We start from the raw sequence: 23,705 nt of genomic DNA, 5'->3' as shown, positions 1-23,705 counted from the left end.
TTTTCTCACTGCTACAGCCGGGCGGCGCCGATCGCCGTCCCCGTCAGCCATGCCGAAACTGGTTGGTATGCCAGCGTTTCGAACGCTGAGCCCGCGGCCCCGGCTGCGATCAGCCAAGTACGCACCTCGTGTGCCCCGTTGCCCGCCATCTCGATTTGGTCCTGGGTGTAGTCGATGAGGCGATGGCGATCGCCGCTTTCCATCCGGGCCAGGAAGTCGCGGTCGAACTGCTCGTTGACTCGTCCGGATTCGGCCATGCCCACCCAGTGCGACAGCCCGCCGGAACCCAGTACGACGACCCGGTCGGCAAAGCTCTGGGCCTCCACCGCGGCCCTGATCATGCTGCCGAAGTCATAGCAACGCCGCATGGTGGGGCACGGTGGGTTGACGCCGTTGACGATCACCGGCACCAGCGGTAATTGTGACCGTGGGTCGATGTACTCCATTGGCACGCAGAAGTTCTCGTCGAAGAATAGCTCTCCGGCAACCATCGCGGGGTCGAAATCCGACTCGAGGGCAAATCGATAGAGGTGTTCACCTAGCGCTGGACAACCCGGGTATTGCCGTTGCTGTACACGCAGGAATGCAGCCATCTCGGGAGTTACGGGACCCAGGAAGGACTCGGCCGTGGCGATCGCGAATGCCGGCAGGTTGCTGAGGAAGAAGTTGGTGAAATGCTCAACGGACACCGCGATCACCGCGTCGGGAGCGAGCTGTTCCACACGCCGTCGCACCTCGGTGAACGCATCCTGGACGGCCGCTCGTTCGCCGGGTTCGGCCCGGTCTGGAAAACCCGTGAGGCCCGGAGCATGCGAGGCGGTAAAGACACCGACGATTTTTCCCATGAGCTCTTCCTCAGGTGATCTCTCCGCGGATGCGGCCGTAGTATTCGGCACGGTCAACGCCAATCTGCAAGGCGCAGAAGTAGAGCAGATATGGATTGACGCCGCCGTCGTACAAAGTTTTCAAATCCAGGGAAGCCATGGCCGCGCGTCCCTCGCCCTCGACGCGATATTCGTCGAGAACGCCGTCTGGGTCGGCCCTGAACCTTTCGGCGAGGGTGGGATTCTTCCGAACATCCCACAGCAATCTCTGGAGCGTGTACACGAGCTCTTCGGTCTTCCTTTCAGCGCCGGTCGCAGCCAAAACGCTACGCAAGCGCGCCGGCTTCCGCGTCACCCATTGGGGTGAAACACATTGTCAAACAGCACTATTCGTCGATTACGTCATTCCATGGAGCCTGAGCCGCGATGGCAGCTCGGTAGTGCGCCAATTTCCGCGGTTCATTCACACACAGCGCGCCCCGGATCAGCCCGCCGGCGCCGAACAGGGCGACCAGAGATGTGTCACTGTCTTGCCGAATGTGCACATGTTCAGCGCCGTTGGCTCGCCCGGCGAAACGGATTTTGGCGTCGAACTGGTCGGACCAGAAGTAGGGAACGGAGGCAAAGGGTTCTGCGCCGCCCAGAAGTGTGATTGCCGCCTTCCGGCCTAGCTCGACGGCGTTGCTCCACTGCTCTACGCGCATTGATTCGTCGAACAAAGGGTTATACCAACGAGCCACGTCACCCGCGGCGACAACACCGGGCGCGCTCGTGCGCAAACTGGAATCACAGACAACGCCGTCGGAGACGGCCACGCCACTCCCGCGCAGCCACCCCGTGGCGGGTGCCGCACCAACCCCCGCCAGCACCACGTCGGCGGCAAGCACCGTTCCGTCCCGCAAGTGCAGCTTCCAGCCGTGGCCATTTCGCTCGACCTGTTTAATCACGTTGTCGCAGTAGATGGATACTCCGTGACTTTGGTGCAAACGCCTAAACCAATCTCCGACTTCGCAACCCAGCACCCGGGTCAACGGGGTAGGTGCCGTTTCCACAACCGAGACGTCCATACCGATCGCGGACGCGGTTGCGGCAACCTCTAGGCCGATGAACCCTGCACCGATCACCACCAGATGGCTGCCCGCCGCAAGATGTGTGCGCAATGCTGCCGCGTCGTCGATCGTGCGCACAGTGTGCGCGTGTGCGTCGTTATCGAAAAGCGGGAACCGGCGCGCCTGTGACCCAGTGGCGATGATCAGCCCGTCGTAGCCGAGACACGCGCCGCCAGCTAGCCGGACCCGGCGGCGCCGCGTGTCCAGCCCGACCGCGGGCCGTCCGAGGCGCAGCTCAATGTCGCGCAATGCATACCAATCCGGTTGCTTCAGCAGCAGCTTGGCGGTATCAGGACCGGTGCGCAACGCTTCCTTCGATAACGGTGGGCGATCGTACGGCAATCGCCGTTCGGCCCCGACAAGCGCGATTTGCCCTTGATACCCGCTGTCCCGGAGTCTGTCGATCGCATGCACCGCGGCCAACGAGGCGCCCACCACAACGATCCGGCGCATGAACTAACCGCTCTCGACGGTGATGGCGCGGGCAGGACAGGCCCGGGCGGCAGCGAGGGCGTGCGAGCGGTGGATTTCCGGGGGGTCGTCAATGCGCAGTACCGCTTTGCCGGAGTCATCGTCGAGGTCGAACAGCTCGGGCGCTTCCATCAAGCAACAGGCGTAGCCCTGGCAGGCCGTCAGATCAATCAGCACCTTCAAGCTCATCGGTAGTTATCTCCTCCCAGCGACGAGATGTCGCGGTTGCCGCGGCAGAGGCGCGTGTGCATCGTCAAGGTGCGGCAAATCCGGCTCGACGGTCGCCAGCCGTGCCGCCCGCGGTGTGTTGCGGCTACGAAGGGCGGTCACCCGGCCTCCGCACACCACGGCGCTGATGCCCGGTATGTCGCCGATCGCCAGAGCGTCCCGCGCCCGGGATGCGGTAGACCCCCACGGCGCATCCATGACGACGAGGTCCGCTGCGGCACCTTCACACGCCAGCCCAGCACCGAGTCCCCATACCCGAGAGTTGTTGCCAGTTGCCGCCGCCCACACGCGGGCAGGATCCATCCCCGACAACGACGACAACTCGGCAATAGTCTTGATTACCCCCAGAGGCATCACGCCGGTGCCCGTGGGAGTGTCGGAGCCGATGACGATGCGGTGCAGTTGGCCGCTGTCGTCGGCCTTGCGCAGGATGCGAACCGCCGACTTCAAATTGCCGGCCTGCACCAGCTGCAGTGCCATGTCACTTTGCTCGATGACCTCGTCGACACCGGATTCGTCCAGTGAAGTCGGTCCGCCGTTAATGTGGCCGCACACGTCGGGGCGCAGAAGCATAAGGTGCTCCGGCGAGATCGGCTTACTCCCGGGGATGCTCGCCCCGCCGGAATGACACATCACCGTGATCCCATGGCGTTGCGCCCACCGGATTTGATCGGCGCCATCAGCCGGGTCCGAGTAAGCACCGAAACCGAACTTGGCCAACCGAATACCCGCGCGTTGCAGCTCGGCAAAGTCCGGCTCCTGCAGGGTTGGTTCCAACACCACCGCGCCCGCGTGAACGGTCATCCCCCCGGGACGGAAGTTGTCGAAACACTCCTTCGCCGCAATCGCCAACGCCTTGACCCCCAGCGCTGTGTGGGGTCGCCCTTGCGCATGAATCTCGCCGGGAGAAACGACCCGGGTGATCCCCCCGTGGACGTAGCTGGCCAAGAAGTCGACGGTTTTCTGCCGGGGCGTGTAATCGCCAAGGACCACGTGACAGTGCGAGTCGATCAGCCCGGGCGCGACTGTGCTGCCCTGCGCATCGAGAACCCAATCGGCACTCTCGATTTCGTCGATCAGCTCATCGTGATGACCGACGGCGATGATGACCTCCTCCCGGCAAACCACCGTGTCTGTGTCAGTCAGCACCGGGTCATCGAGATCACCAGAGAAGACGGCATCAGCGCCGGTGATGGCGAGGGTGCTCACAGCGAGGCCTTCTCCATCGCCTGTTCCCGAGCCTGCTCCACCGTCATCCCGCCGACCCGCGCGTTGATGCGGCCACGGTTGGCGACGGCCGCGATCACCACCAGCTCGTCGGGGTTGGGCGCATCGGGGATGTGGACCTCAACCGCGTCGTAATGACTGCGCACCCAGATCTCGTCTTTGTAAGCCAGGGGGATGTCGATGACCACACCTGGGGCGCCGACCTTGGTGACCGAGGTGATCCACGCCTTGCCGCCTCCGACGGCGTCGCGTAGTGCGTCGCCGAAAATCGTCGTCAACGCCGCGTTGATGTGCTCCTGTTCTCCGTCGATGCCGACCAGGCCGCCTTTGCCGTAGCTTTCGACAGGCTCCCCCAGCAACCGAGCCGCCTCGGACCCCAGCCACGTACCGATTTGCCGGGAGGCCTCCACCACCGGCGACAGGTCTTCGACGAACCCCCGCCCGGCCAGCGGGTTCTTGACGATTGCGCAGACTGCCACCTTGCGCAGCGGCACACCGTCGGAACGGCCCGCAACGAGTCGGGTCTCTTCGACCACGGCGAGCGTTTTGCGAATGATCAGCCCGGGTTTTTGCTCCACCCTTCGCCTCCAAGTTTCGATTCGGTGATGAACTCGAATCCGAGCGTAGGAAGCCGGGGACCTCGATTTCGTGCCCCAACCGGGTGAAATCCGGACCTTTCGCCGAACTGGGTGCCGCGTCGGGATCAGCCTGAGCGCAGGCTGTTTCAATCACCGTCTACTGTGAGCGTGAACACATGCAGTGCCTCGTTCAGGCTCCGTCATCGGCATGCGTCAACGTCAGAAGGTGCACAACCATGCAATCGCTGAACCCCGAAAGCTCTGATGTCCGCGGGTACTACGCCGGCGCGTTACAAGCGGCCCTGACCCTCGATGAGGTAACTGCGGCGTTCATGACGGTGGCCGGCGAACTTATCGGCTCAGACGCTTTCGGTGTGTATCGGTTCACCGCAAGCGCCTACGAGGTGGCATCGTGCCACGCATCGACGTCATCTCACTTTCTGGACGCGTACGAGCGCTACGGCCGAGCGGACGACCCGGTGTTGAACTCCGCCGTCACCCGCAAAGCACCTATCGATTCCTCGCGCCTCAGTTCCTCCTCGATATGGGAAAGCTCAGCTGCGCGCGCGGTATTAGCCATCGAGGGTTACTGCCACTCGCTGGAAGCACCGGTCATTGTCAAGGGCAAAATCTTCGGCACCATCAACTTTGCCCGGCGAACAGACCGGTCGGAATTCACCGAAGAGGACTTGATCTTGGCGCAGTTCGCCTCCGAACAACTCGGCCTGGCGGCCGAACGGGCGCTGCGGTTCGAAGGCATCGGACGCAAGGCAACCGTTCTCGAAGACGCGTTCGACCGCATGCCTCAGGCGGTCTTCATCACCGATCTAGGGTCGCGGGTCCTCTTTCAGAACCGCGCCGCGAGCAACCTGATCTCGGCACGACAGCAATCGACCGGTCAATCCGTCTCGGATGCCATCAACGAAGCAATGCGGATCTTCCGGGTCGAGGACAAGCGAGTTCACACTCGAAGCATCAAGAACGCCGACGGCGAACTCATCACGAAGTCGATGCGACTGCCCGACTCCCAAGACGCCGCAATGACATTGGCTTACCAGGCTGACCGGGGGGCGGCGAGATCCTTACCCGTTTGGAACGTTTTGTCCCGACGGGAACAGGAGATCGCCGAGTTGGTCGCGCAGGGGCTGACCACCAAACAGATCGCGGTAGAGGCTTTCGTCAGCGAAAACACGGTGAAGCAGCACCTCAAGCGGATCTTCGCCAAGGCCGACGTCCACAATCGCGCGGAGCTCGTCCAGCTGATCTGGGCGCACGGCGACAAAGCCGAACTATAAGGCTGCTGCCGCTTGGAAGCGGCAGGTAAAGGTACCCGTTCGGGGATCGCGGCCGCGCTTCCCGCACTCCTAGGTTGGTGACGCAGGCGCGGCCGGAATCCACATGGCACGTCGCTGCAAATGGACGATTCGACGAAGCAATGATGGATGAGAAAGAGGCCTTCATGACCACAAGCGGTTCAACTGTCTCAAACCAGGACGCGCTATCGGTTATCGAACTGTTCCCGCAGGACGAGGATTGGTCGATACAGACCATGCGTCTGCTGGCTCAGGTGTCGGTGGGGGGAGCCGACCTTTTCGAGTGCAGCCGCACCGCGGCACGCATCGGCTCGGTGACCACCGACACCGAAATCTGGTACCGCGAATGGCACAAGACGGCCAGTGACGTTGCGGCTCAAGGGGACGAAGCGTGGGCTCATGGCGACCGGACGACCGCTCGTCGCGCCTTCTTCCGCTCGTGCAGCTACTACCGTCACTCCGAATTCTTCCTGGCCTCCGATGATCCCCGTCGTACGCAGGCATACACGCTCGGCCGGAACAACTTTCGGCGTGCCGCGCAATTGACGGACGGGTTGATCGAACAGCTCGAGGTGCCCTTCGAAGGCCAGACGATGGAGGGATACATCGTGCGCCCGGACGCCTCCGGTGCCCGCCGGCCAACGGTCTTGTTTCTCGGTGGCGCTGATTCGTGGGCAGAAGAGCTGTACTTTCTCGGCGGCTCGGAGTTTCCCGCACGAGGGATGAACGTCGTCATGATTGATACGCCAGGCCGCGGCAGCTCGCTGCGATTCAAGCAAATGTACAGCCGCCCAGACTATGAGGTGCCGGTGCGCGCCGTCCTGGACCACCTTCAGCAGCGTGACGACGTTGATTCGGACCGGTTGGGTCTGGCCGGAGTCAGTTTCGGCGGTTACTACGCCCCTCGCGCGGCAGCGTTTGAACCCAGGGTCAAAGCGGTGGCCGCGTGGTGTGGCACTTGGAGCATCCTCACCGACTTCTACGAGTTCTATCCTGCGCTGCAAGAACAACTACAGTGGCTGAGCGGTTCGAAGGACGACGCCGAGGCTCGTCGCAAATTGGCGGCGTTCACCCTCGAAGGTGTCGCGGACCAGATCGCCGTGCCGGTGTATGTAATGCACGGCACTCGCGACATCATCATGGACGTCGCCGGTGCTCATCGTTTTATCGAAGCTCTGACCACCGACGACGTCACCGTCGACATCTACGAGGGCGCCGGCTCGCTGCATTGCAGCTATGACTATCTCGCCGTTGCCGCCGCACGGCTCACCGACTGGTTCGCCCACCGTCTCATCGACTGAGATCGGCGCCGCGGCGGGCGAAGACACCAGAAGCAGCCTGATCCCTTGGCTTGACGATGATCTGATCGACGTTGACATGCGGCGGCCGGCTGGCAACGAACCCGATGACTTCTGCGACATCCCGTGCGAGCAGCGGCTCGATGCCTTCGTATACGCCGGAAGCGCGCTGCTCGTCACCGCCGAAGCGAACCATCGAGAATTCGGTCTTCACCCGGCCTGGCGCGATCTCAGTCAAACGCACTGGCAGGCCCAGTAATTCGCCGCGCAACGTCCGATGCAGCGCGGCCTGGGCGTGTTTGGCGGAAGTGTAACCCGATCCCTTGTCGTAGACATTCGACGCCGCAACCGAGGTAACTGTCACGATCAATCCGTCACCCGAGTCGATGAGCTTAGGTAGGAGAGCTTTTGTGATACTTAACGTGCCCACCACGTTGGTTTCCCACATCCATCGCCAGTCGTCCAGGCTCGCTTCGGCCACCGATGCCAAACCTTTCGCACCCCCCGCGTTGTTCACCAACACGTCCACTCGTTCGACGGCACCTGCGAAATCACGGACAGAGTCTTGCGACGTCACGTCCAATGGCAACGCAGTCGCATCAATACGCTGGGCCAATCGCCGCAGCCGTTCGCTGCGTCGAGCGCCAACATAAACATGAAAGCCCTGGGCTGCCAATACTTCAGCGGTCGCTTCCCCGATTCCTGAGCTGGCGCCGGTGACCACCGCAACTCGCTGTGTGGCTCTCGACGTGTGTGTCATGTCTCAGATCTCCCCACAGTTCGGAGTCGTTGGAATCCCGTTGAATCGGTCGGCGACCCACTGCATTCCGCGCTCTCCGTCGACGAAGTAAGTCAGCAGGTCGTTGATTGCCAGCTTGTTGAAGATCGGAGGTTCCTCGTTGGTCCAGAACTGGACGTCGGCACCCTTGGCGCACCAGTCCAGCGCTGTCTGATGGGCTGCGCTCCACGGAATCAACGGGTCGTAGCGGTTGATGTCGATGAAGACGGGCGCGGCCGGCTTCAGCGTGCCGACCCGCTGCGCGGCGAAGACGGTCTTGAGCGGATCGGTCTCCAGCATCTCGAGATAGTCGGTGTTGAAGTAGGGCTGTGAGTGGCGGAACTCGTACCTGATGACGGTTTGGCCGAAACACTCCAGCCGGGTCTGGTCAACAAGTTGCGCACCTCTGGGTGTGAGGGTCTCCATCAGCCCGGGCCGGAGTTCTGGATAGGCCGCGAGAACGCCGTTGACCAAGTAGCCCAACCCGCCCTCGAGCAGTCCGCCGTCGGCGAACGGTGGGATGAGAACAGGATCAGTGGCCGGCGCGCCAGCCCATGCCCCGACGACATGCAACTCGGGAGCGTAGCCCGGAGCGAGTTCGACGGCAGAAGCCGACGCACCACCCCCTTGTCCATATCCCCAAAATGCCACTGGGCCATGGGGATCCAGCGATGTCTCGGGCAGGCGCATTGCGGCTCGTGCCGCATCCAGAAGGGCATAACCTTGAGGAAGCCGCATAAAGGCCGGCGACGGAAGACCGGTGCCAACCCCGTCGTAGTCGGTGACCACGATGGCGAACCCTCGGGCGACCATCGTCGCGATGAAACCCTCCTCGTACCACATGGTGATGTCGGTCCCGCCGCCATAGTGAATGCCCTGATTGGCAAGCCGGGACGGCGCGCACTGGTCGCCCAACCCGGGCAGGTTCGGCCCGTAAGCGATCAGGGGACGTGGCCCGACGCCCGGCCACGGATTGTCGGGTTCATAGTAGGTACCGGTCACTGCGATCGGCGCGCCACGATTATCGTTGCTGCGGTACATGATTCGCGTTCCGCTCGCAACGTATGCACCGAGCTGACCGGATGGTTCCAGCACCAACCGTGATGGCTCGGATCGGATGAGGTCACCCGGCACACCATCGGGTAACGGATCAGGAATCGTGTAGAACTCGGTGTATTGACTTTCGTCGGCGCTGGCCGTCAGGTGTGCAGCACCGGCCAAGGAGGCCAGGACAGCCAACACTACCGCCACAACAGCAAAACGCTTGATCGCGTTCAAACCATTTTGAGGAAACATCTTTTTACTGCACTTCGCCGTGCATCGCGGAAGCTGAATTGAAATTATGATGGGAAAAGTTCATGTGATTGTGATCTCCTTGAGTGACTTGTGTGATCCACGTCAAATTTTATTGATAGGACTAATGTCTTTTGTCACCCAGTGGAGTACTTTTGAATGCGCAGCACGCCGACGATCGAGCGACACTGGCCGACGCTGATTTGCAGTCGCGATGAGCGTGTAAAGTCGGCGCTACAATGCAATTCGCCGACTAGGCAGGCACGGCGTGTACTGCGCTGGCGGTGATATGACTCGCAAGAACAGCGCTATCCGTCGTAGCGCAGCGAATTCTTTTCCCAATTCCCTGGCACCGTGGCTGCAAGTATGGAAGTGAAAACATCGGGATCAACCGCCGTCAATGCCTCTAAGACGACAGGATCGATAAATACTTCGGTTCCCCGCCGGAGCGACTGAATATGTAACCGTGTCCCATTGCCCCGAGCCGCCAGCCGGAGAACCACCTCGGCAAACTCATTGGTCAGCCGGATACCGTCCGGAGCGAAGTCTTCTTGTGGCTGGGGCATGCCGACGGCCTCACTCAGAAGAACATCGACAGGTTGTGTGTCGACAGAGTGCTTTGGTCGAGCGCCACCCAGCGATGCGCGATCCTCCAACCGACGTCCGTGCGGCGCAACCGATCGACCCGTTGGGCAGAGATGATGTTGTACTCCGTGGCGTCCCCGCGACTGCGGTAAATCAACTCATTCGACCGTGCGACCAATTCCGTCGGGTCCGGAGTCATCTCAGTGGTGAGGTTGGTGATGAAATGACGCACTCGTGACGGGGGCTGCTCGGCCCAGGCGTACTCGGTGCTCAGCCGGTTCACTCGGATGGCAAGCGTCTGCCGGGTGTCGTCGAACGACTTCGAGTGCGATTCCCATGCCGCACCGTCCTCGCGGTTCAATCGCACCGGCATCACATACCGCGCATCTTCGGTAAACAGCTCGATCCACTCCTTGAAGCGCCGTTCATCGAGCAGTTGCGCCTCGCGATACAGGAATTGCGCTACCTCGTAGTGGGTGTCCATCGGTACGGTTGCACCGAAGGAATGTGCGTGCGCGGTGGTCATTTGCCCCGCTCCCTGTCGCCCGATAGGTACGCCGCCCAGGTGGACCACAGGTTCCTGAAGTTCGCATCATTCATGTATGGCTGGTATGCCCGTCCGGGTCCGGGGAAGCCCGCAACCGGTTGTTGATCCAGACCCATGACGTACGGGAAGTCGAGTTCGCGCACGACAGATCCCCTCAGCTGTCGGGTGATGTTCGTCCAGTTCTCCATGTCGTCCTGCTCGAACATTCCCCCGGGACCGAAGGCCAACGTATAGGCGCGATAAACCTCGCTCTTGTACTCATCCGAGGCGGCCTTGGGCACCAGGCACCACGACGACATCTGCATTCGACCCGCGGATAACGGACGCACGTGGCGTAGCGTGGTGAACCGGATGCCAGGCTCGCCCGGGACCGGGCTGAACGGCTGACTCAAGAACGACAGGTTCGGGAATGCGATCCCGACGGCGGTGCGCACTGGGGCGAAGACCTTGATCTGGGCGGGCGTTAGACGCCGGTTGAGGCACTCCACGATCTCCGGTGGATACGCGAAAAATGGTGGTGTGCCAGGGGTTTCGCCGAGGCCGATGCCGTGGCCCTTGCCTGGGATATGGACGCTGTGACCGATGCTGTGGGTGCCGCCCGACGAGGCGAAGTACCCCAGATGGAAGCCGAACTGGTGAGTGACGGGAGTGTGGTAGCCGTCGCCAGAGCCGTTCTCGGTGTACAACTTCCAATCGCAGTTCGACTCCCAGATGTCTGGTGGCCCATAGACTTCCACGCCCGTCTCGCTCGTCTTCAAGAAGTAGTCGAGATAGAACTGGAAGCCACCCAGGAATTCGTCTAGAGGTTCGACGTCGGGGTTGAGCGATCCAAAAATGAGGCCCTCGTACGTGTCGTGCAATACCGGAACTAGGCCCCACTGCCGTTTGTCCAGGTTCCCGCCGAAAGCTTGCTTGTGGTACGGCACGGCGACAAGCTCGCCACTGTTCTTGTACACCCAGCCGTGGTAAGAGCAACGAAAGTGTGAGGAGTTCCCCAGATCCGATTTGCACATCTGGTTTCCGCGATGCCGACAAAGGTTGAGGTGCAGGTGGATCCGCCGATTCTCGTCCCTGGCGACGAGCACCGAGTTGTCGGCGATGGTGCGAACGACGTAGTCACCGGGTTCTGGGATCTCGCTTTCGTGGGCGACGAAATTCCAGGTCCGCCCGAACAGTCGCTCGACCTCCAACTGATAGACCTCGGGATCGTTGAAGATCTTGGCCGGCACAATTCCATTCGAGACGCCGGCACGCAGTTTTTCGACGAGTCGCATCGCCCCGCTATCGGCGAACGTGGTCAAAGTCCCTCTCCTGCCGGTTGATTCGGGAGTACCTTGCTTCAATAAGAGTCGCTGAGCTCTGACTCCATTATGGATCCGGAGGGTGTCCCAGCGTTGCCCCCGAACGGGTACATTGCCTCGGCCATCGGACCACGCGGGTGTTGAGCTCCGCGCCATGCAAAAAGTACCCATTTGGGTGCTGATCGGTGGAAACTCCCAGACTTACGCTGCTCGACACACTCGCGATACGGCGGACGTGACTTCACTGATGAATCGCCCCGAGGTGTACGCGGATTCCCCGAATCTTCACCAGAGAGGCTGAAGGATGACGATTCACGTCGACGAGTACGACGTCGCGGGCATTCATGTATTACGCACTACACCAGGACAAATCACCCACATCCCGGCACTGCTCCTGGTACACGGCGGATGCCATGGGGCATGGTGCTGGGACAAATACCTGCCCTACTTGGCAGCAAAGGGCTGGGACTGCCATGCGCTCAATTGGCGGGGGCATGGTGGCTCAGCCCAGTTGGCCGAGGCGGAGGCGGTGTCGCGACCGCTGGAAGACGTTGCTGACGACATCGCCGCTGTCGCGGCGACCTTCGCCGTTCCCCCTGTCGTCGTTGCGCACAGCATGGGGGGGCTAGTCACCCTCAAGTTCGCCGAAACCAACGCGTACTCGGGCTTGGTTCTGATTACACCCGTCCTGCCCGGCGAGGTCTCGCCCGCACCGATTGACCTGGTGTTCGATCCTGAGCAACTCTGGGAGCCACCACCGCTGGACGTCGCCAAGCATCTATTCTTCACCGCGGCAAGCGAGGACGACGCCCGGCGCTATCACGGCATGCTGGTGGCTGAATCGGCGCGGGCCGTCGAGCAGGCCGTCACGGGCAATCGGGTCAGCATCGACCCAGTGAAAATCTCAGGACCCATTCTCGTGCTGGCGGCCGAGATGGACGTCTTGTGCCCACCAGAAGAGGTATGGCGGCTAGCCAACCTGCTCGGCGCTGACTATCACTACGCCTCTGGCTTGGGTCACGGCGTCATGATGGCCGAAGGCTGGAGGCACACCGCGCAAACCATTCACCGATGGCTCGCCACACACGTCGGCGATTGGGGCGGCTCCACCGACACCCCGATTCCGGCAACACAATCACTGCTGTCCAGCGAGCCCGTAACCCATTAAGTCGGCAATCATGCGGCGGCTGACGCACGACGAGTTGGTAATCGTTCGCGCAATCGGCGGAAGCCATATCGTCGACGAGCACCGACCGCCACGATGGAATCCGTGCGCGCCCGTCCGACCCGCAGGTCTGACGCCACATCACCGGCGAACGCCCAACCCGCGAAGTGTCAGGGGATCTCCGCCAACGCACGCCTACTCCACCGGCGAGTAGCGTCGGATAAGAGGGTTCCGCATCGACACCACGTCGCAACGCGGAACCCAGCAAAGACCCAACCGCCGACCTCAGGGATAGGAGCAGACGGCTCAACTCTCCGACCAGAGGTCGACGAAGCGAAGCTTGCGGCGGGTTTTCGCGCTAGGAGGTTAGTTGTCCGGACTGGGTCGCAAGACCGTGCTGATCACCTTCGGTCGGTCCTATCTGTCACTCCACTTGGCCCGCCTGATGGCCGCCGCCGGGCACGACGTGCTGATCACCGACTCGGTGCGGTTTCCGGTGAGCAGGTTCTCGTCAGCAGTCAGGAAGACGTTCCGCGCGCCGCGGCCGAGGTTCGAACCGGTCGAATGGACACAGACCCTCGCCAGCATCGTCCGTGAAGAGGGCGTGGACATTGTTGTGACCGTTCACGAGGGAACCGAGATCCTGGCAAACACGATCAAGCGATACCCGGATCTTTTCCCCGACCGACACAAGTTGTTCCTGTCCAGCTTCGATCTTGAAGCTCGGCTGGAGAACAAGTACGAGTTCCAGGCCGCACTCAAGACGCTGGGCATGCCCACTCTTGACTTCGCGCTCATCCGCAGCCAGAAAGACCTCGATGCGTTGGACTTCGACAAGCCCTTCGCTCTCAAGCGGGTGTACTCGCGCGGGTCGCAGGACGTGCACAAGGTGCGTCCGGGCGAGCTGCCGCGCGGGCTGAGTTTCGAAGCGGACAATCCCTGGATTGCGCAGGAGTGGGCCGATGGCACGAACTATTGCTCCTACTCTGTTTGCCGCGACGGCCAGGTGAAGGCGCACGCCCTCTACCCGGTGCGCTACGCGATCGACGGCACATCGTGTTTGGTGTTCGAGTCCGTCCAACACGAGGGCATCGCCGAATGGACGCGCGAATGCGTCAAGGCGTTCAATTTCACCGGGCAGATGGGGCTGGACTTCATCGAGGTGCCCGGACGAGGGCTCTTCACCGTCGAATGTAATCCGCGGGCCACCAGCGGAGTTCTGTTGTTCGATCCCGAAACACGACTCGATAAAGCATTTTTCGGCGTGAACGACGAGGTCATCGTGCCTGCACCAGGTGCAAGGAAAATGCTGGGCCCGGGGATGCTCATGTACGGATGGCGGAAATCGTCGTTGCAGGGCATTACCTTTCGCGGATTTCTGCGCGACTACCGGCGTACCGACGACGCCGTCTTCACCCGCCACGACCTGAAGCCAACCCTGGCACTGCCACTCGTCGCGGCAACCATTTTCGCCCAGGCCGCTCGCTATCGTGTGAACATTCCGGACGCGTTCATGCACGACCACGACTGGGACGGCACAGAGTTACCGGAGTGAATCGCGTTGTGCGCAACAGAAACTGGTGATTCGCGCGACGCTGTCACCCGGGGCGGTGAAGATGCCGCCGTGGCCTGCGCCGTCGATCCGTGCGAACTCGGCGCCGGGGATCAGCCGGGCGGTCTCCTCGCAGAGGGTCGGCGGAAAGAACAGGTCGTGTTCGAACGCCAAGACGAGGGTGGGTACGTCGATCGCGGCGAGGTGCTCCGGGGTCGGTTCGCCGGACGTGATCCACTGCTGCGACGCCGTCAACTGTCCCTTGAAACCCTCCTGGCCTGCCCAACCGCTTTCATAGCCGGCCGACAACGCCTGCTGCCAACCCCGCACGGTAGCCGGATCCTGCAGCATCGGCAGGTGAAGGGTCGTCAGCAACTGCTCGAAAACCAACACCTCGCGCGGCAGTTCGCCATAACGCTCAATCAGGCCGAGTTCCATCTCCCCTACCATCGCACCCACCGGTGAGGGCTGCAGCCCAGCAAATAGGACCAGCGCACGCACCAGCTCGGGGCGGTCGCGCAGTAGCGTCTGCGCGACATAACAGCCCATCGAGTAGCCGACGACAGTGGCCTGGTCGACCTTGAATTGGTCGAGGATTGCGGCGGCATCGGCGGTCAGGTCTGCCACCGAGTACGGCGCGGGTGGTGCGGAGGATGGCGACATTCCGCGCGCGTTGTACGCAATCACCTGAAACCCAGCCTCGACCAGGGCCTGCGGCAGCCCACAGATATCCCACGTGACGCTCGGCATGCCCAGGCCCCCGACCAACAGAACGGTCGGGCCTTCCCCGAAGCTTTGCACCGAGAGCTCGACGCCCGGTTCTGCCACGACAAACTCGTTCGGCGTAGTGCCGGTCATCAGTTCAACTGTAATAAGGGGACAGCTCGGTCGCTTGCCGGTGTTTCAACGCACGGCCGCCGGGAATTCCGCCGTGGTCATGACGGAGACAGCAGCAAGTCGCATCCGGCTGAGTCACCACCTCGTGGAGCTTGATAACGGCCGCCGGATCGGACTTTCAGTCGGCGGCCGAGGAGTGCCGCTGCTGTTCATGCACGGTCTGCTGCTGAGCCGTAAGGCATATCTGCGGATGCTCAGCCGGATCGCCGGTATGGGATTTCTGGTGATCGCCGTCGATGCCGCTGGTCATGGTGACACCGGGCGCCTGCCCAGCGACGCATGCGGCTTCACCGAGCGCGCTGATTCGGTTCTGCGCATCTTGGACGCCCTCGGCGTCGGGCAGGCGATATTTGCCGGCCACTCGATGGGTGGGCGCATGGCGATACAGTTGGCTGCACGCGCCCCGGAGCGAGTACTCGCGACCGTGCTGTTCGATCCGGCTGCCGGAACTCGGTTCGACACAGCGATCCCGGGACTCGTGAAGTCCCCCACCAAGGCACTGGGGGCGGCCTACACCGCGGTCCGCGACACGCTAGGCGACCCGACGCAACTCTCCGCTAGGGAGCAACTCGGATACTTCCGCGTGCTGGCCGGCGTCGCAGTGCCGAACCTGCGCTATCCGCTCGCGGCGGTCCGGACGATCAAGGCCATCATCGAGTCCGGTGACTACACGCCGATGCTGCACGCCATGCGCCACGAGGGGATGCCCACGATGGTGGTGCACGCCGAAAAAGACATGATTGTGCCGTTTCCGCACGCGCGCGACATCGCCAACGAATCCGACGCCACGCTGTACAAGGTGCCGGACGCGTACCACTCGTGGATGATCGCCAATCCTCGCCAAGGCGCCGATGCGTTCGGTCAATTGCTGAGCGGCGAACTGGGCGAGGTCCTCCAGAACGCCGCTGACACGATGGGCATCGCCGACCTCAGCGACCACGAAGCGTGGGAGCGCGAATTACTGGATCCCGATGCACTGGTGTTGAAGTTCATCCGCGGTCGCGACCGAATCGAAATCGGAACCGACGAACCCGATCATGTCGAGCTCGAACTGGAGCGACGTGCGGAGCGTTCGCCCAAGCGGATGTCCTGGGCGCGACGGATGTACCGCAGATGGGCCGCCAGGCACCTGCATCAAGCACGGTCGATCACCGGGCTTAATACCCGGATCGGACCTGAGCGCCGCGGATAGCTACCGGTCGCCTCTCACGTCCGAGCCGACGCCAATCGCTTCGCGAGATAGGGCGCCGTACGGCTTGATTTCGCACGTGCCACCGTTTGCGGCGGGCCCTCGGCAACCACCTGGCCACCGTCGGTGCCGGCGCCCGGCCCCAGGTCGATCACCCAGTCGGCGCCCGCAACCATGCGCATGTCGTGTTCGGCCATGACAACGGAATTGCCCGCGTCGACCAGGCGATGCAATTGGCTGTCGAGCAGATCCACATCCGCGGGATGCAGCCCGGTGGTCGGCTCGTCGAGGACGTAGAGGGTGTGCCCCCAACGGGCGTACGGCGCGACCGAATCAAAGTAGCGGCGCTGAGCCTCGGCATAGATGGTCCCGAAAGCCAACGACTATTTACCTGATCCAGAGATCCCGGTGAACGCCACCAGCGCATCACGAGGCGCTACGACGTCGACACCCCGCAGGTTGTGGACCCGCCACCGAAGCTGCGCAACGCTTCTTCTATATCGCCTACACCTGATCATTGAACCGATACGTAAGACGATTCGGGATCCGGTCAGAAAACGCCGTCCTGGTACGCAATCGGTGAACGGCAATCCGACCCGCTGAGGCGCGGCGCGGACATCAACCGGCAGGTGCCGCTAAGGTGCCGTGAATGCTCCATCTGCGGGTGATCGCTCCAAGTGAGTCAAGCGACTCGGTGCTCGAAGTCCTTCGCCGCGAGGCCGGGGTGACTCATATCGTCGTCCACCGTGACGCCGCCCTGGTTCCGCGGGGTGACGAGATCACGGCTGACGTCGCGCGGGAAAGCGCCAACGACGTCATCGGCGAACTGAAGACGCTTGGGCTCAAACGGCAGGGAGCGATCACGCTGGATGTCGTCGACACGGTGGTGTCGACCGCGGCATATCGCGCCGAGAAGGAAGCCGAAGGCGACCCGGCCGATGCGGTCATCTGGGACGAGTTGGCCGAAAGAACCCGCGAAGAGTCGACGCTGAACGCCACCTACCTATCGTTTCTGTCCCTGGCTTGCCTGATCGCGGCGGTCGGGGTCGTCACCGATTCGCCGGTCACCGTTGTTGGCGCAATGGTGGTGGGCCCGGAGTTCGGTCCACTTGCCGCGCTCGCGGTAGCGATCGTGCGACGGCGTGGCTACCTCGCCCGGCGGGCGGCGCTGGCGTTGGTCGTCGGTTTTCCCTTGGCTATGTGCGTCACGGCGATCACCGTGCTGGGCGGTGAAGCTGCAGGTTGGATCAGGCTGGGCACCATCCGACAGCTCCATCAAGTTGACTTCATCTTTCAGGTCGGGCCGCTGTCGTTCGTGGTCGCGCTGCTGGCAGGCGCGGCCGGCATGCTGTCGCTGGTCTCGGCGAAGTCATCTGCGTTGGTCGGCGTTTTCATCTCGGTGACCACGGTCCCCGCCGCGGGATTCGCGGTGGTCGCCGCAACCGTGGGCGATTGGCAGATCGCGGAGCAGTCTGCGACCCAACTCGGAGTCAACCTGGCGGGAATCGTGGTGGCGGGGGTGCTTGTGCTTTGGGTGTATCTCCAAACTGGCTCGCGCCGGCGGGCTCAGCGCCGCCGATAGTTACCGGTCACCTCTATTTCCATTTGAGCCGACGCCAATCGCGTCGCCAAATAGGGCGCTGTCCGGCTGGATTTCGCACCTGCCACCACTTCCGGAGGGCCCGCCGCAACCACCTGACCGCCCTCGCTGCCGGCGCCCGGCCCCAGGTCGATCACCCAGTCAGCGCCCGCAACCATGCGCATGTCGTGTTCGGCCACGACAACGGTATTGCCCGCGTCGACCAGGCGATGCAATTGGCTGTCGAGCAGATCCACGTCGGCGGGATGCAGCCCGGTGGTCGGCTCGTCGAGGACGTAGAGGGTGTGCCCCCGACGGGGCCGCTGAAGTTCGGAAGCGAGCTTGATCCGCTGCGCCTCGCCACCGGACAACTCGGTCGCGGGCTGCCCGAGACGCAGATAGCCCAATCCCACCTCCTGCAGCGTGGTCAGACTCCGCGCGGCGCCGGCGACATCGGCAAGAAACGTCGAGGCCTCATCGACCGTCATCGCAAGCACGTCGGCGATCGTCTTGTCCCGATAGCGCACCTCGAGCGTCTCGTCGGAGTAGCGCGCACCGTGACAGGCCGGACAGGTGGCGTATGTGCCTGGCAGAAACAACAATTCGACCGACACGAACCCCTCCCCCTGGCAGGTGGGGCAGCGACCGTCGGCCACGTTGAACGAAAACCTGCCGGCTGTCCAGCCGCGACGGCGCGCCTTTGGGGTCGCGGCAAACTCGCGGCGCACGGCGTCGAACAAACCGGTGTAGGTCGCCAGCGTTGAGCGCGGCGTGCGCCCGATCGGTCGCTGATCCACCGACACCAGCCGGTTGATCTCCTCAACCCCCTCGGCCACCACACCGACGCTGGCGTCGCGATCCAGGTCGACGATGCCGGCGCCGGCTTCGTCGTCGTCGGCTTCGGCCGGCTCGGTTGCGCGTCCCGTGCCGAGATGATTGGTCACGACGTCGCCGAGGACCTTGACGACCAACGTCGACTTTCCTGAACCGGACACTCCGGTCACCGCCGTGTACACCCCCAGCGGCAGGTCCACGCCGAGGTGGCGCAGATTGTGAAAGTTGATGCCACGTAACCGAAGTCGCCCGGACGCCTGGCGGGGCTGACGCGAAGCCGGCGCCGCTTGATCGAACAGGTACCTACGAGTGATCGATTTCTCGACGTCGGCGAGACCCGACACCGGCCCGCTGTAGAGGACGTCTCCGCCCAGCTCGCCGGCCCCAGGACCGACGTCGACGATCCAGTCGGCCCGACGCACCACGTCCATGTCGTGCTCGACCACGAATAGCGAATTGCCCGCCCGCCGTAGGCGATCCAGCACATCGAGCAACGGTTCGGCGTCTGCGGGGTGCAATCCAGCCGACGGCTCGTCGAGCACATAGAGCACGCCGAACAAGCCGGCCCGCAGTTGCGTGGCCAGCCGCAGCCGCTGCAGTTCCCCGGGCGACACCGTCGGCGTGCGGCGGCTGAGGGTGAGGTAGCCGAGGCCGAGGTCGATGAGTACCTGCAGGCGCGCGACGAGGTCGGCGGCGATCATGGTCGCCACTTCCGTCAGCTCGCCGGATTGTGTGGACTCGTACGCGGGCGCGGCATCGGTCCGCGAAGCCGTCGGGCGCAAGACGTCAGCGAGATCGGCCAACGGCATCGCGGCGTACTCGGCGATGGTGCGCCCGGCGAAGGTCACCTGCAGCGCCTCCGGCCGCAGCCCGGAGCCGTCGCACAGCGGGCAGTCGACGCTGTCGACGAATTGCAGCACGCGGCGACGCATCATCGCGCTGTGGGAGTTTGCCAACGTGTGGCGGACGTGGCGCTCGGCGCTGGAGAACGTGCCGTTGTAGTAGTAATCCGCCTGCACCGGGTGCTGGGTCGGGTCGATTTCGACAGTCGGCTGCTCGTCGGTGAACAAGATCCAGTTGCGATGCCGCTTAGGGAGTTTCCGCCACGGCTTGTCGATGTCATACCCGAGCGTGACCAGGATGTCGCGCAGGTTCTGCCCCTGCCAGGCCCCTGGCCATGCCGCGACGGCGCCTTCACGAATCGTCAGCGAGGGATCCGGCACCAGCGTCTCTTCGGTCACCCGGTGGATCCGGCCGAGCCCGTGACATTCCGGGCACGCCCCGACCGCGGTGTTCGGGGAGAAGGCGTCGGAATCCAGTCGTTCCGTGGCGCCGGGCGGGTAGGTGCCGGCGCGGGAGAACAGCATTCGGAGCAGGTTCGACAGGGTGGTGACGGTGCCGACCGTCGACCGCGACGTCGCCGAGCCCCGGCGCTGCTGCAGGGCGACGGCGGGCGGTAGCCCGGTGATGTCATCGACTTTCGGCGCGCCGGTGGGCAACAGCAGGCGGCGGGCGTACGGCGCGACCGACTCGAAGTAGCGGCGCTGGGCCTCGGCGTAGATGGTTCCGAAGGCCAGCGACGATTTGCCGGATCCGGAGATGCCGGTGAACGCCACCAGCGCATCACGGGGCGCTGCGACGTCAACACCTCGAAGGTTGTGGACCCGCGTGCCGTAGACGCGCACGTAAGGGTCTATGTCGTCCGCGCTTCGGTAGGACCTTTCCGTCATAGCGCTCAGACGAGTACCCGCGCCGCCGCCACGCAAGCACTTGCTACACGATCCTGCGGCACCTCACGCCCAGCCTCGCGGTCAAGCCAGGTGGCTGCCGACGTTTGGCCGCTTCGAGCCCGGGTAGGCGAGGATGATGCCAGGCGAACCGACATCAATCTTGCTTGTCGCCGATCCGGGAGCGCCCACGGCGATCGCCGAACGCCTGTCGAGGCGGCTAGGTACTGCGCTCACGGACCTGGCCACGGCAGACGACGAGTGGGACGTCTCTGTGCGTCATCACGCCTACCCAATCGACGAGCATGCCGAAGTCGCGGACGTTGTCGGCACCATCGACCCGGGTGGTGAACCAGAAGACATTGTCATCTACCTGACGGACTTGCCCCGACGCGAGGGGACGACCCCGGTGCTAGCCGACATCAGCGTGTCTGGCCGGCTCGGAGTAATTTCCATTCCCTGCGTCGGTGGTGTGTTCATCGATCGCCGGATGGTGAAACTGGCGCAGACCATCGTGGCTGAGGTGACGGGCCAGTCGGACAAGGGCAATCCGTCGGTGAAGGGACTGACGCGGAAGCAGGACCACGAGATTGTCCGCTACGTCGGGCCGAGAACTCTGTCACATCTGCGACTGCTGGCGGGGATGGTTTACGCAAATCGCCCGTGGCGACTAGTTACTGGCATGTCCAAGGTGATAATGGCGGCATTCGCCACGGGCGCAGTAAGTTTCGCGTATCCGACGATGTGGCAGCTGTCCGACACCATGGGCCGATGGCGGTTGAGCAGTGCGACGATCCTGGCAAGTGCAGCGCTGATCGCCTGGCTCATCATCGAACACGAATTATGGGAACGCCCGCATTCAGCCGACGAACGTGAACGAGCGGTGTTGTACAACGCTTCTACTGTCGTCACTCTGCTGATCGGTGTGATGATTTTTCATGCTGCCCTGTTTCTCCTGCTGCTGGCGACGGCCTGGTGGACGCTTCCGCCGCAATTGGTCGCCAAGAACATCGGCCACCCTGTCAATTTCTTAACGCTGTTGGTCCTCTCCTGGCTGGTGGCGGCGGTCTCTACGCTAGGCGGTGCCCTAGGGTCGGGGATGGAGGACGACGACGCCGTGAGGGCGGCGGCATATGGCATCCGACAACGGCAGCGGTTCGCACAAGCGAACTCGCGCGCACCCGACCGCTGAGTCGGCCTGGGCCCCCGCAATCGCGACTCAACGAATAGCTCCGTCTTCCAGCTGCGCGGTCAACCCGAATTTCTCGGCGAGTGCGAGCAAGTCACCGCCGGAGACCACATGAGTAGTGCGTTCATTGCGGCTGGCAACATTTCCTCGCCACGTGAATCTGAATCGCGACCCAACCAGGTCGAGACACCCGATGGTCAGTGGCTGCGCACCCGAAAGGGACACGACGAGGCCGGTGATCGCGGGGTAGTTATAGGTGCTTCCATCGCCGCTCGTGACGCTGTCGGGCTGGAAGACCGCCGGTGTTGCGGTCACCTGCGCACGCCACGCCGAGGCGGGGAGCGCATCGCTGTCTGGTTCGATCCAGCGGATCGCGTCGTCGTCCAAGTCGACGATCAGGCTCGGCCGCGAGAGTGATTGCTGTAGGCGGAGGTGTTTTCGGAACGCAAACGACCCCAGCTGCTCGGCAAGATAAGGGTTGGGAAAGAGCAAACAGCGAGTCGGTTCCGTTGGTGCGGGCCCGCGTGCGTCCGCTCCACTGAGGCTGCCGCCCAGTGTGGCAAGCTCATCGAACTCCGACGACCACAACCACGCGTCGACGGTCGAAACCGGTGGGCCATCGAGTCGTGTCGACGGCGCGATCCGACGGTCTCGTCCGCCGAGAACAAAGCGGTGTGAACCAGATTCGAGGTGGAGCGCTACGCCCATGGCCGCCCAGGGGCCCAGCTTTGCGTCAACCAGTGAAAAGACAATCCGATTGACGATCAGGGCATCGCTTGTGACGTCGATGAGTACCCCTCGGCGCGAACGCCACCACACGTAGACCAACCAGATCAGGGGAGCCAACACGATCACGGCGATCACCGCGCCCAAGCCCCACTGCATCCATGGTCTCAGCGACCTCACCATGGTCAAGGCGAAGACGGCCGCAGCCACGACGGTGTAGGCGAGGTAAAAAATCCCCTTTCGCGTTCCGGTTGCCAAGTCGTTCATTCTGGAAGAGATGGGCGGGGCGGATGCCACGAACTGGCGCGACACTGCCGATCGGTCGTTGACGTTCATACCCAGGATCGTCGCGGCAGCGGGCTGCTACCGAGCCCAACATTCGCGCAACACCCAGCGTTCACGCGGCACCGGACTCACCCGGCGCATTGCGTTGAAACATGTTCAGGAGCGACCAGCAATGCCGACGATCGCTCGAACCCGCAATTGATTTCGGAACGGCCGGTCTCTCCTCCCGCATCGAATTCATTCGGACCGCCGAGGCGCGCGCTACTGCGCGCGGCTCGGCCAGAGTGCGCCGCGATTGAAGTAGTGACTTACGTAAGACACCTCCGCTGTTTGGGGCAACGCTTGGGTCGAGCGGTTGCCGCCGAGCCACATGGAGGAATACACCATGACCGCGTTTGTGATCGTGACGCCGGAAGTAATGACCACGGCCGCAGCAGATTTGGCCCGTATCGAGTCTGCGCTGCGGGTCGCCCATGAGGCGGCGGCAGCGTCGACGACGCAGGTGCTGGCAGCTGCCGGTGACGAGGTGTCGAAGGCGGTCGCGACGCTGTTTTCCGCCCACGGCCAGGAGTACCAGGCACTCAAGGCGCAGGCGGCCGCATTTAGTGACGGATTTGTGCGGGCCTTGGCCGCGAGTGGCGTCTCGTATGCCAACGCGGAGGCCGCGGCCACGTCACCGCTGCAGGCTGCGCAGGACGCGGTAATGGGTGTCATCAATTCACCCTTCGTGACGCTGACCGGTCGCCCGCTGATCGGTGACGGCGCCAACGGACTGCCAGGTACTGGGCAAGCCGGCGGAGCCGGCGGGTGGCTGATCGGCAACGGCGGCAACGGCGGATCGGGCATGGCAGGCACGGGTAACGGGGCCGGCGGTACTGGCGGGGCCGGCGGCGCGGCCGGGCTGTGGGGCCGCGGCGGCAACGGCGGCAACGGCGGATCGGGCATGGCAGGCACGGGTAACGGGGCCGGCGGCGCGGCCGGTACTGCCAACGCGGGTGCCGGTGCGGGCA

General features: G+C 63.2%; 22 protein-coding genes and 1 pseudogene. 8 read left to right on the top strand and 15 right to left on the bottom strand.

The window, feature by feature from the left end; all coding sequences use genetic code 11:
• Positions 1–11: 11 nt before the first annotated feature.
• From A9X01_RS24295 to A9X01_RS24270, 6 genes are all read right to left on the bottom strand, one after another.
• Entirely contained in the window at positions 12–845 is an 834-nt protein-coding gene (locus A9X01_RS24295) for a DODA-type extradiol aromatic ring-opening family dioxygenase (protein WP_065123169.1), read from the bottom strand.
• Between the two features lie 10 nt (positions 846–855).
• The gene (locus A9X01_RS24290) at positions 856–1,146 is read right to left on the bottom strand and encodes a hypothetical protein (protein WP_172832602.1); all 291 of its coding nucleotides are present in this window, start codon (positions 1,144–1,146) and stop codon (positions 856–858) included.
• 64 nt (positions 1,147–1,210) lie between these two features.
• A complete protein-coding gene (locus A9X01_RS24285; protein ID WP_065123167.1) occupies positions 1,211–2,386 on the bottom strand; it encodes an NAD(P)/FAD-dependent oxidoreductase in 1,176 nt (391 codons plus the stop codon).
• A gap of 3 nt (positions 2,387–2,389) precedes the next feature.
• The gene (locus A9X01_RS24280) at positions 2,390–2,593 is read right to left on the bottom strand and encodes a ferredoxin (protein WP_065123166.1); all 204 of its coding nucleotides are present in this window, start codon (positions 2,591–2,593) and stop codon (positions 2,390–2,392) included.
• A 6-nt stretch (positions 2,594–2,599) separates the two neighbouring features.
• Positions 2,600–3,841: an amidohydrolase family protein gene (locus A9X01_RS24275; protein ID WP_065123165.1), complete on the bottom strand. Its 1,242-nt coding sequence runs from the start codon at positions 3,839–3,841 to the stop codon at positions 2,600–2,602.
• The gene (locus A9X01_RS24270) at positions 3,838–4,437 is read right to left on the bottom strand and encodes an amino acid synthesis family protein (protein WP_065123164.1); all 600 of its coding nucleotides are present in this window, start codon (positions 4,435–4,437) and stop codon (positions 3,838–3,840) included. The genes A9X01_RS24275 and A9X01_RS24270 overlap by 4 nt, the downstream gene beginning before the upstream one ends.
• A gap of 236 nt (positions 4,438–4,673) precedes the next feature.
• On the opposite strand from A9X01_RS24270, the gene A9X01_RS24265 reads away from it, so the two are divergent.
• On the top strand, positions 4,674–5,732 hold the full coding sequence (locus A9X01_RS24265; protein WP_065123163.1) for a LuxR C-terminal-related transcriptional regulator: 1,059 nt from the start codon (positions 4,674–4,676) through the stop codon (positions 5,730–5,732).
• A 77-nt stretch (positions 5,733–5,809) separates the two neighbouring features.
• Positions 5,810–7,051: an alpha/beta hydrolase family protein gene (locus A9X01_RS24260; protein ID WP_155772258.1), complete on the top strand. Its 1,242-nt coding sequence runs from the start codon at positions 5,810–5,812 to the stop codon at positions 7,049–7,051.
• Here the strand turns inward: A9X01_RS24260 and A9X01_RS24255 are convergent.
• The 5 genes from A9X01_RS24255 to A9X01_RS24240 form a co-directional block, all read right to left on the bottom strand.
• Complete coding sequence (locus tag A9X01_RS24255; protein ID WP_065123161.1) at positions 7,041–7,808, bottom strand: SDR family oxidoreductase; 768 nt, start codon at positions 7,806–7,808, stop codon at positions 7,041–7,043. The two genes, A9X01_RS24260 and A9X01_RS24255, sit on opposite strands and share 11 nt — an antisense overlap.
• 3 nt (positions 7,809–7,811) lie before the next feature.
• Positions 7,812–9,122 (bottom strand): lipase family protein, encoded by a 1,311-nt coding sequence (locus A9X01_RS24250; RefSeq protein ID WP_081282607.1) that lies wholly within the window; start codon positions 9,120–9,122, stop codon positions 7,812–7,814.
• Between the two features lie 305 nt (positions 9,123–9,427).
• Positions 9,428–9,685, bottom strand: coding sequence for a hypothetical protein (locus A9X01_RS29520; protein ID WP_081282606.1), 258 nt, complete (start codon positions 9,683–9,685; stop codon positions 9,428–9,430).
• Positions 9,686–9,699: 14 nt separating this feature from the next.
• Positions 9,700–10,230, bottom strand: a complete 531-nt coding sequence (locus A9X01_RS24245; RefSeq protein WP_081282605.1) for a 3-phenylpropionate/cinnamic acid dioxygenase subunit beta — start codon at positions 10,228–10,230, stop codon at positions 9,700–9,702.
• Positions 10,227–11,552 carry an aromatic ring-hydroxylating oxygenase subunit alpha gene (locus tag A9X01_RS24240; protein ID WP_172832600.1) on the bottom strand — a complete coding sequence of 442 codons (1,326 nt, stop codon included), beginning with the start codon at positions 11,550–11,552 and terminating at the stop codon, positions 10,227–10,229. The genes A9X01_RS24245 and A9X01_RS24240 overlap by 4 nt, the downstream gene beginning before the upstream one ends.
• Before the next feature lie 304 nt (positions 11,553–11,856).
• Here A9X01_RS24240 and A9X01_RS24235 point away from each other — a divergent pair, with 304 nt between their 5' ends.
• Together A9X01_RS24235 and A9X01_RS24230 are read left to right on the top strand one after the other, a co-directional pair.
• Complete coding sequence (locus A9X01_RS24235; protein ID WP_081282604.1) at positions 11,857–12,720, top strand: alpha/beta hydrolase; 864 nt, start codon at positions 11,857–11,859, stop codon at positions 12,718–12,720.
• A 367-nt stretch (positions 12,721–13,087) separates the two neighbouring features.
• Positions 13,088–14,272 carry an ATP-grasp domain-containing protein gene (locus A9X01_RS24230; RefSeq protein WP_065123158.1) on the top strand — a complete coding sequence of 395 codons (1,185 nt, stop codon included), beginning with the start codon at positions 13,088–13,090 and terminating at the stop codon, positions 14,270–14,272.
• On the opposite strand, the gene A9X01_RS24225 is transcribed toward A9X01_RS24230, so the two are convergent.
• Positions 14,261–15,127, bottom strand: a complete 867-nt coding sequence (locus A9X01_RS24225) for an alpha/beta fold hydrolase (RefSeq protein ID WP_065123157.1) — start codon at positions 15,125–15,127, stop codon at positions 14,261–14,263. The two genes, A9X01_RS24230 and A9X01_RS24225, sit on opposite strands and share 12 nt — an antisense overlap.
• A gap of 79 nt (positions 15,128–15,206) precedes the next feature.
• On the opposite strand from A9X01_RS24225, the gene A9X01_RS24220 reads away from it, so the two are divergent.
• Entirely contained in the window at positions 15,207–16,358 is a 1,152-nt protein-coding gene (locus A9X01_RS24220; protein WP_081282611.1) for an alpha/beta fold hydrolase, read from the top strand.
• 14 nt (positions 16,359–16,372) lie between these two features.
• On the opposite strand, the pseudogene A9X01_RS24215 reads toward A9X01_RS24220, so the two are convergent.
• Positions 16,373–16,669, bottom strand: a pseudogene (locus A9X01_RS24215) (ABC transporter); the annotation flags it as partial.
• 335 nt (positions 16,670–17,004) lie between these two features.
• Between A9X01_RS24215 and A9X01_RS24210 the strand changes: the two are divergent.
• A complete protein-coding gene (locus A9X01_RS24210; protein WP_065123155.1) occupies positions 17,005–17,937 on the top strand; it encodes a DUF389 domain-containing protein in 933 nt (310 codons plus the stop codon).
• Here the strand turns inward: A9X01_RS24210 and A9X01_RS24205 are convergent.
• Positions 17,922–20,498 (bottom strand): excinuclease ABC subunit UvrA, encoded by a 2,577-nt coding sequence (locus A9X01_RS24205; protein WP_065123154.1) that lies wholly within the window; start codon positions 20,496–20,498, stop codon positions 17,922–17,924. The genes A9X01_RS24210 and A9X01_RS24205 overlap by 16 nt on opposite strands.
• Before the next feature lie 136 nt (positions 20,499–20,634).
• Between A9X01_RS24205 and A9X01_RS24200 the strand changes: the two genes are divergently transcribed.
• Entirely contained in the window at positions 20,635–21,687 is a 1,053-nt protein-coding gene (locus A9X01_RS24200; RefSeq protein ID WP_065123179.1) for a hypothetical protein, read from the top strand.
• Positions 21,688–21,714: 27 nt separating this feature from the next.
• On the opposite strand, the gene A9X01_RS24195 is transcribed toward A9X01_RS24200, so the two are convergent.
• The gene (locus A9X01_RS24195) at positions 21,715–22,746 is read right to left on the bottom strand and encodes a hypothetical protein (RefSeq protein ID WP_065123153.1); all 1,032 of its coding nucleotides are present in this window, start codon (positions 22,744–22,746) and stop codon (positions 21,715–21,717) included.
• A gap of 334 nt (positions 22,747–23,080) precedes the next feature.
• On the opposite strand from A9X01_RS24195, the gene A9X01_RS24190 reads away from it, so the two are divergent.
• Positions 23,081–23,705, top strand: a 625-nt coding sequence (locus tag A9X01_RS24190) for a PE family protein (protein WP_155772256.1), incomplete at its 3' end; no start/stop codon positions are given.

The sequence above is a fragment of the Mycobacterium asiaticum genome (genome assembly GCF_001668675.1).
In the GTDB taxonomy this organism is placed as follows: Bacteria; Actinomycetota; Actinomycetes; order Mycobacteriales; family Mycobacteriaceae; genus Mycobacterium; species Mycobacterium asiaticum_D.
The sequence above is the reverse complement of the archived record's forward strand: the minus strand, read 5'-3'. Positions and strand labels throughout refer to the sequence as shown.

Excerpts from the sequence above, each read along its gene's own strand:
- A9X01_RS24295 (WP_065123169.1), bottom strand. The coding sequence starts at position 845 with ATGGGAAAAATCGTCGGTGTCTTTACCGCCTCGCATGCTCCGGGCCTC.
- A9X01_RS24285 (WP_065123167.1), bottom strand. The coding sequence starts at position 2,386 with ATGCGCCGGATCGTTGTGGTGGGCGCCTCGTTGGCCGCGGTGCATGCG.
- A9X01_RS24280 (WP_065123166.1), bottom strand. The coding sequence starts at position 2,593 with ATGAGCTTGAAGGTGCTGATTGATCTGACGGCCTGCCAGGGCTACGCC.
- A9X01_RS24265 (WP_065123163.1), top strand. The coding sequence starts at position 4,674 with ATGCAATCGCTGAACCCCGAAAGCTCTGATGTCCGCGGGTACTACGCC.
- A9X01_RS24255 (WP_065123161.1), bottom strand. The coding sequence starts at position 7,808 with ATGACACACACGTCGAGAGCCACACAGCGAGTTGCGGTGGTCACCGGC.
- A9X01_RS24250 (WP_081282607.1), bottom strand. The coding sequence starts at position 9,122 with ATGTTTCCTCAAAATGGTTTGAACGCGATCAAGCGTTTTGCTGTTGTG.
- A9X01_RS29520 (WP_081282606.1), bottom strand. The coding sequence starts at position 9,685 with ATGCCCCAGCCACAAGAAGACTTCGCTCCGGACGGTATCCGGCTGACC.
- A9X01_RS24245 (WP_081282605.1), bottom strand. The coding sequence starts at position 10,230 with ATGACCACCGCGCACGCACATTCCTTCGGTGCAACCGTACCGATGGAC.
- A9X01_RS24235 (WP_081282604.1), top strand. The coding sequence starts at position 11,857 with ATGACGATTCACGTCGACGAGTACGACGTCGCGGGCATTCATGTATTA.
- A9X01_RS24225 (WP_065123157.1), bottom strand. The coding sequence starts at position 15,127 with ATGACCGGCACTACGCCGAACGAGTTTGTCGTGGCAGAACCGGGCGTC.
- A9X01_RS24220 (WP_081282611.1), top strand. The coding sequence starts at position 15,207 with ATGACGGAGACAGCAGCAAGTCGCATCCGGCTGAGTCACCACCTCGTG.
- A9X01_RS24210 (WP_065123155.1), top strand. The coding sequence starts at position 17,005 with ATGCTCCATCTGCGGGTGATCGCTCCAAGTGAGTCAAGCGACTCGGTG.
- A9X01_RS24205 (WP_065123154.1), bottom strand. The coding sequence starts at position 20,498 with ATGACGGAAAGGTCCTACCGAAGCGCGGACGACATAGACCCTTACGTG.
- A9X01_RS24200 (WP_065123179.1), top strand. The coding sequence starts at position 20,635 with ATGCCAGGCGAACCGACATCAATCTTGCTTGTCGCCGATCCGGGAGCG.
- A9X01_RS24195 (WP_065123153.1), bottom strand. The coding sequence starts at position 22,746 with ATGAACGTCAACGACCGATCGGCAGTGTCGCGCCAGTTCGTGGCATCC.